The sequence below is a fragment of the Nonomuraea sp. 3-1Str genome, assembly GCF_031570565.1.
Classification (GTDB): Bacteria; Actinomycetota; Actinomycetes; order Streptosporangiales; family Streptosporangiaceae; genus Nonomuraea.
Genome location: NZ_JALHBK010000059.1, coordinates 1 through 7,363, shown reverse-complemented (window position 1 = coordinate 7,363; position 7,363 = coordinate 1). Strand labels below are relative to the sequence as shown.

Annotated in this window: 5 protein-coding genes and 1 pseudogene; 5 read left to right on the top strand and 1 reads right to left on the bottom strand. The window is 67.6% G+C overall.

Annotation, left to right across the window (positions count from 1 at the left end; all coding sequences use genetic code 11):
- The first annotated feature begins 406 nt into the window (after nt 1-406).
- Nucleotides 407-1,345 (top strand): MBL fold metallo-hydrolase, encoded by a 939-nt coding sequence (locus MTP10_RS41685; protein ID WP_310717436.1) that lies wholly within the window; start codon nt 407-409, stop codon nt 1,343-1,345.
- Between the two features lie 96 nt (nt 1,346-1,441).
- Here the strand turns inward: MTP10_RS41685 and MTP10_RS41680 are convergent.
- Nucleotides 1,442-1,904: pseudogene (locus MTP10_RS41680) on the bottom strand (transposase); the annotation flags it as partial.
- A 308-nt stretch (nt 1,905-2,212) separates the two neighbouring features.
- Here MTP10_RS41680 and MTP10_RS41675 point away from each other — a divergent pair.
- From MTP10_RS41675 to MTP10_RS41660, 4 genes are all read left to right on the top strand, one after another.
- The gene (locus MTP10_RS41675) at nt 2,213-2,947 is read left to right on the top strand and encodes an NrtR DNA-binding winged helix domain-containing protein (RefSeq protein ID WP_310717435.1); all 735 of its coding nucleotides are present in this window, start codon (nt 2,213-2,215) and stop codon (nt 2,945-2,947) included.
- Nucleotides 2,944-4,062 carry a 5'-methylthioadenosine/S-adenosylhomocysteine nucleosidase gene (locus MTP10_RS41670; protein ID WP_310717434.1) on the top strand — a complete coding sequence of 373 codons (1,119 nt, stop codon included), beginning with the start codon at nt 2,944-2,946 and terminating at the stop codon, nt 4,060-4,062. Before MTP10_RS41675 ends, MTP10_RS41670 begins: the two co-directional genes overlap by 4 nt.
- A gap of 65 nt (nt 4,063-4,127) precedes the next feature.
- Nucleotides 4,128-6,023: a hypothetical protein gene (locus MTP10_RS41665; RefSeq protein WP_310717433.1), complete on the top strand. Its 1,896-nt coding sequence runs from the start codon at nt 4,128-4,130 to the stop codon at nt 6,021-6,023.
- 409 nt (nt 6,024-6,432) lie between these two features.
- The gene (locus MTP10_RS41660; RefSeq protein ID WP_310717432.1) at nt 6,433-7,209 is read left to right on the top strand and encodes a tyrosine-type recombinase/integrase; all 777 of its coding nucleotides are present in this window, start codon (nt 6,433-6,435) and stop codon (nt 7,207-7,209) included.
- Nucleotides 7,210-7,363 lie beyond the last annotated feature (154 nt).

Sequence of the window (7,363 nt, the reverse complement as noted above, 5' to 3'; positions counted from 1 at the left end):
GGCCGCTCAACGCCGCGAACGCGCCCGCATCCGCAGCGAGAAAGGCATCCGCTGGGGCGGCCGACCCCTCGCACCCGCAGCCTGAACCTCACCCAACCCGGCGATCATTTCCGGTCACAGCACTAGCTGACTTGCTCATCGGTCAGGAACTCGATCGCCACGACACCCTCCGAAAATCGACAAAGGCGACCCACGAAGGCTGCAGGGCCACAGCAGCTCGCGCAGATGTTTCCTCGACCTCAAGACCCACCGGCCCGCCTGGCGACAGTGTCCGGTCACGAACCGACAGGATCACGCCGGTCGCCCGCGCGGGTGGCACCGGCATGCCGCCACGGTTCTAACGTCGGTCGCGGGCCTGATCGGCTCAGTCAGTCAACAGAGGTGCACTTCGGCGAAAGGCATCGACATGCGTGAGACACCTGCCGGACTCCGGCGCAGGACATTGCTCGCCGCCATGGCCGCCACGGTCGCCGGCTCCGTGGGCATCGCCCGACGGGCGGACGCCCGGTCGATGGAGCGGACGGCGGTGCTGTCGCGATCTGTCGGCGCGTTCCAGGTGATACCGATAATCGACGCCTCGGGGCCGTTCTTCCTGGACCGGCAGCAGGCGTTTCCCGGAGCGACGCCGCACGACTGGGACCTCGCCCGGAGCATCGACCCCGACGCGTTCGGAGCCGGGGAGACCTGGCAGCTGGACTTCCGCTGCTTCCTGGTCCGCGGACCACGGGACCGGCTCATGCTCGTCGACACGGGGGTAGGGCCCGCCGACAGCCCGGCCTCCAGTTGGGCTCCGACCCCGGGCCGCCTCCCGTCCGAACTGCGCCAGGCCGGCATCGACGAGGCCGACATCGACATCGTGGTGCTGACCCATCTCCACGAGGACCACTACGGCTGGTCCGTCGGGCCGGACGGCACGCCCATGTTCCCCAACGCCCGGTACGTCATCCAACGCAGCGAGGTCGCCGCGCTGCCGGCCGGCGATACGGCTCTCTCATACGTCGTCGATCCCTTGCGTGCCGCCGGGCAGCTTCAGCAGGTGGACGGTGCGGCGCGGCTCGCAACGGCCCGCGGGGGACTGGGCGGGTCGATCCGCGTGACACCAACACCGGGGCACACACCCGGCCACCAGTCGGTGATCATCGACGGCGACCGCGATCAGGTCGTCATCACCGGCGACGCCCTGGTGCATGCGGTTCAGCTGGTTGACCCGACGGTGGCATACCGGTACGAGGCAGACCCGGAGGCCGCGCGCAGGACCCGCGAGAGGCTTCTCGAGATGGCGCGTCGCAGACACACCGTGCTGGCCACCGCACACCTGCGCCGGCCATGGATGGCAGTCCCGTGACGGCGAACCGTCTGGTGTGCCCGGCGATAGGCCGTGGAAGTTGGTTCTGTGTAGGCATGTCGCGGGGCAAGAGCTGCAGGCGGGATCTGATGAGGGCTCCAGGCCCATGTAGCGGCGGGCTTCGATCCACTCGTCGGTCTGCTCGGCCAGCACCGCCCCGATGAGGCGGATGATGCCGAGCTGGTCGATCAGCTTGTCCACCCGCCTGGTCGAGACGCCCAGCAGATACGAGGTGGCCACCACACTGATCAGCGCCTGCTCGGCCCGCCGCCTGCGTTCCAGCAGCCAGTCTGGGAAGTTACGAGCCCTGACGCAACTTCGGGATGGCCAGCTCAATCGTGCCGGAGCGGGTGTCCCACTCCCGTGCCCGGTAGCCGTTGCGGCTGTTGGTCCGCTCCTGACTGCGCTCCCCATACGGTGCTCCGCACAAGGTGTCGGCCTCGGCTGACATCAACGCCTCGGCCATGGTCTTCACCATGGATCGCAACACATCGGGGTTGCTTGTCTCGATCTGCTTCGCCAGCCACTGACCAGCCGTCACACTGTTGTCTACGGCCATCGCCCTCTCCTTTGATCTCGGATAGCACTCAAAGGATCACGCGATGGCCGTCCCTATTTCACGGCCGCCACACATGTGACCAGGTCAAACCCTTACACCACTCCCGTGGACGCAACCGCATGGCTGCCACCGAAATTGTCGGAAGGGCGGCGTACTGTCACCGACGTGCCAGCCCTGGAACGCGGCGGGAAGCAGGCGAACTCCTGCGGTCTGGGGGAGATGTTTCCGCCCGGCGCATCACTGGGGGATGGCTGAAGCTAACCCCCGCGCTACTTTTTGTCCGACTGACAAAAACGTAGGGTCGGGCCATGAGCGAAGACCGATGGGAGCCGCCAGCCATCTTGCTCGCTGTTGACCTGGTGATCCTTACATTGCGTGATTCGCGTCTACATGTGCTGCTCATCGAGCGCGGCATCGAGCCATACAAGGGCACCCAGGCGCTGCCGGGCGGCTTCCTTCAGCATTCCCAAGAAAGCCTCGTCGCCGCGGCTCATCGAGAACTGGCGGAGGAGGCCGACATGAACGTCGAGACACTCCGGCTGGAGCAACTGGGCGTCTACGACGACCCCGACCGTGACCCGCGAGGCCGCGTGGTGAGCGTCGCCTTCCTCGCCATCGCCCCGAGGCTGCCCGAACCGACCGCCGGCACCGACGCCACCGACGCCTGCTGGCAACCCACCGACCTCGTGCTCTCTGGTGATCTGCGGCTCGCCTTCGACCATCGCCGCATCGTCACGGACGGCGTCGAGCGCGCCCGGGTCAAGCTGGAGCACTCCGCGCTCGCCACGGCCTTCTGCGGGCCGACATTCACGCTCACCGACCTCAAGGACGTGTACGAGGCGGTGTGGGGCATGCCGCTCGACCCGCGGAACTTCTACCGAAAGATCAAGAAAACCGGCGGTTTCATCATCCCGGCCGGTTCGGCGCGCAAGGCCGCGACCGGACGACCGGCCCGGCTGTTCAGAGCCGGCCCGCAAGACGTCCTCTATCCCCCGATGATCCGTCCCGTCGACTCGCCGAACGGAAAGGAGCCGGTGCAGTGAGCCCCGTCGTGATCCTCACCGCCCTAGACCTGGAATACCAGGCGATCAGAGAGAAGCTGGCCGGCCTGCGCCTGCGCCGGCACCCGCAAGGCACCCTCTTCGAGGTGGGCCGCCTGGCGGATGGACGATGCGAGGTGGCGCTGGCGCAGGTCGGCAAGGGCAACCATGCCGCCGCGGTGCTGGCCGAACGCGCCATCGCCGAGTTCCGGCCGGCGGCTCTCCTCTTCGTGGGCGTGGCCGGTGCGCTGCAGACGCACATCGCTCTCGGAGACGTTGTGGTGGCCACGCATGTCTACGCCTTCCACGGCGGCACCAGCGAGGACGACGGCTTCAAGAGCCGCCCTCGCGTTTGGCAGACCTCGCACGCCGCCGAGCAGATCGCCCAGCACCTGCACCGCGGCGGTTCCTGGGCCAAAGGGCTCGACCCTCGCCCGAATGTGCACTTCGGGGCGATCGCCGCCGGTGAGGTGGTCCTGAACTCCCGGCTCTCCGAGCACGCCCGCTGGATCCGCGACCACTACAACGACGCACGGGCGATCGAGATGGAAGGCGCCGGCGTGGCACAGGCCGGACACCTGAACCGGGCGCTGCCCGTCGTCGTGATCCGCGGCATCAGCGACCGGGCCGACGGCACCAAGGAAGCCACAGACCGCGAGCTGTGGCAGCCGCGAGCCGCCGCCAACGCGGCCACGTTCGCCGCGGCTCTGGCCGAGGAGTTGTGCACCGACGAACCCACGACAAGGAGCTCCGCCATGTCCGAGACGGTCAGGAACATCGCCAAGGGGAACGCCCACGTAGGCGTGCAGGCAGGTATCGTGCACGGCGGTATCCGGATCACCCCCGAGACGTCCCGGCCGGCGGACCTGCCCGAGGCGCTGGCCGGGTTCCGTACCCGCCTTTGGCAGGCGTGGGCGAACGGGCGCCTGGACGAGGCGACGTACAAGGCCGCCGAGAGGGAACTGGTCACGGCCGACCAGGCACTGGAGACGAAGATGCCAGACCGCGAGAACACGCTGACCCTGGCCCTGAAGAAGCTGCGCGGGCTCGTCGGCGACGTCGCCGACCTGGCCGCGGAGCTGACCGTCATCATTGCCCTGGTGCAGTCCCTGTCATGACAGATCCAGGGCACCACGTCGAGAACGCGGCCACGGACTCCCACATCGGAGTGCAGGCAGGGACAGTGCACGGCGACGTCATCTACATGACGAGCCCGCAGGACCCGCCCGAGAAGAAGTTCCGGGCCGGCGTCTCCTTTCTGAAAGGCCGCATGCCCGGACCCGCCCGGCAACTCATCAACGAGGCCAGGGTCGACTACGCCACCAACGAGGTCTACTTCTACTGGTTGCTCGCCATGGTGAGCGGCCGGACGCGGCACGAGCTGACCAAGGACGAAGCCGCCCAACTGCGTGACCGGCGCGCCATCATGCGGCTCTCGGGCGACGACCCGTGGCGGGACGGCGTCCGCATCATCGACCGGCTCCTGGAATCGGCGGGAAAGGCCGAGGAGGACATCCGGGTCGTCGTCAAAGACCTCGACGCGCTCCGCGAACCGCAACGCAGCCTGATCCTCGATCACCTGGAGCTATACCTCGACGGCCCGATCGAAGACCATCTGTGGCACCTCGCGCTGACCAAGGCCAAGACGGAACAGATGGCCGATGACCGAAAGGATCGGATCTGGAAGTTCTTCCATCCGGCGCCGAAGGCGCCTGAGCGCCGGGCCCCGAAGCCCCCCGACACATCGTTGGCCACTCGGGCCCAGGCCCTGACCGCGACAGTCGTGCTCGTCATGGCCACAGCCCACCTGGGCTATCTGATCCTGCAGAGCGGTCGCATTCTCACAATGCTCGCCTACGTGCTGGGTCTCGGGGGCGCCTACGTCGGTGCGCCGAACGCCGCGGACTGGCGCTTCCGCGTCGTACGCCGTCGCGCCAAAGACAGGGAGTACCTGGGGCTCAAAAGCGAGGCCGGGCTCGGCAGCTTCGCCAAGAAGGCGGAGAACCGCATCGACCACTACTACGCCATCTACCTGCCGCCAGGTGTGGACCGTGACAGCTGGATGGCCCGCACAACGGGGATCCGCCGCAGCCTGCGCGATGAGATCGCGTCGGTTTACGGAGGAATGCGGATCGGGGTCGAGCGCCTCGCCTGGCTCATTCGGCACCGGGCGAGCGAGGCCGGTGCCCGCCATCGACGAGGCACGCTGTGGAGCTACCGAGAGGAACTCGCCACGCCCGGGCCAACGAAAGCTCTGGCGATACTCGGACTCCTCGCTCTCGCAAGTGGAGGCGGTTGGGCAGTGGTAAGCGCCGTGCCGGTCGAGCCCCTGCCGGCCATCGGCACGATTCTCCTCCTGCTGATCTCCGGATGGGTCGGCTCCCGCGCGTGGCTTCACATCATCCTTGAGCGCCGCCGCTACGCCGCCGACGAGACCGAGAGCGACCAGACCTACAAGGGCGACCTGGCTGCCCTGGCCCGCTGGCGCGCGAAGATGGCGGACAAGCCCCGCGACGAGGAGATGGCCGGCTGGCTCGACTGCGACAGGAAAGCGCTCCTCGACGAGGCGTTGCGGCACTACAGGCTGACCATGAGCCATGTCATCGCGCACGCCTTCATCGAGGCTCCTGCCCGGTCGAGCGCACGCGCACGCCTACAAGGTGGCCCATGGCGCTACAAGAGGTACCAGCTGCTGGTCTTCCTCATTACCCAGGAAGGCGTCCGCCAGCTCACCGTCACGCTCGACTTCATGAACGGCACCTTCCACGACCGGCAGCGGCTCAACTACCGCTTCGAAACGGTCGCCGCCGTACGGGTCAGCCAGTCGGACAACGACGAACGCGTCTTTCAGCTCTCACTCGTGAACGGTGATGAGATCAGTGTCGAGGTGAGCTCGGGGATGGAGGAGCTACAGCAGGGAGAGGTCCCCGGCGCGGTGTCCAAGGTGTCGTTGGACGCCGCAGGGCTGCCCCACACCCTCCACGTTCTAGAAGGAATCGCCGCCGAGGGAAAGAGATGGGTCGAACAGCAAGAGCTACGCACGGGAAACCTCGCGGCCGCCCTGAACGACGCCGAATGAGAGCCCGCTGGGACAATGCCCGCGCGGAGGCGCTGGAATTATCGCGCGTCATCAACGTCAGCAGCTCTCGGGTTGGCGCGGCAGGTTCAGCGAGTGTCTCGTGGGTCCGCCAGCCAGTGCTGTAGCCATTCGGGCAGCCACTTGGATCCCTGCATACAGCTGGGGGAGGGGCTTGCTTCTCGGGGCGAGGTTCGTGGCGTGGACGGGCCGGGGCAGGGGGCAGGGGCCGGAGGCAAGTCCGTAGTCCGGGGGGACCTGCTGCACCTCGGTCAGGCGTCGCTGTGCTTCGGCTGCGCGGTTGGCCCGCCCAGGAGGCGGCGTGAGGGCGACGCCTGCGTCGGTGAGGATGCTCAGGTCGAGGGTCCAGTTGCGGGTCGAACGTGATCGCCACAGAGAGAAGGCTGCGTTGATGTGGGCACTGGCTTGGCCGGCGGTCATCCCGGTGACTTCACAGAAGGTGTTCGGGCACGACCCACTGAACGAGATCAAGCGGGCGGCGCCGAAGGCCGTGACGGTCGTCGATCCCGGCACAGTGGTCAACCCGGCCCAGGCGCGGCAGCTCCTCGACGCCGTGCCCAGCGTCGGTCGGAAGCGTGGCCTCCGGCTGAGGGCGCTGTTCGCGTGCATGTACTACGCCGCGCTCCGGCCGGAGGAGGCCGCGGACCTGCGGCTGAGGAACTGCACCCTGCCGGAGTCGGGCTGGGGCCTGATCGTCCTGGAGCGAGCACGGCCACAGGGAACGAAGCGCTGGACCAACTCCGGCGAGACACATGAGTCGCGCAGCCTGAAGCACCGCGCGGACAAGGAGACGCGAGAGATCCCGATCCCGCCTGTCCTGGTCGCCATGCTCCGCGAGCACATCGCCGAGTACGGGACTGCCAAGGACGGCAGGATCTTCAGCACTGGCACCGGTGGGACCTACTCCAGCTCGGCGTATTCCTACGTCTGGCAGGAAGCCCGCAAGCTCGCGCTCACTCCCGAACAGGTCGCCTCGTCGCTGGCTGCCCGACCGTACGATCTGCGGCACGCGGCAGTCTCGCTCTGGCTGAATGCGGGCGTCCCGGCTCCCGAAGTCGCCAAGCGCGCCGGCCACAGCGTGGATGTGCTGTTGCGGGTCTACGCCAAGTGCTTGGACGGTCAGCGTGAGCAGGTCAACAGCAAGATCCATGATGCCCTGGGCACATAGCTCGCGGCTCACCCCCTTTTGGCCCCGGCTAGTGCTGTGACCGGAAATGATCGCCGGGTTGGGTGAGGTTCAGGCTGCGGGTGCGAGGGGTCGGCCGCCCCAGCGGATGCCTTTCTCGCTGCGGATGCGGGCGCGTTCGCGGCGTTGAGCGGCC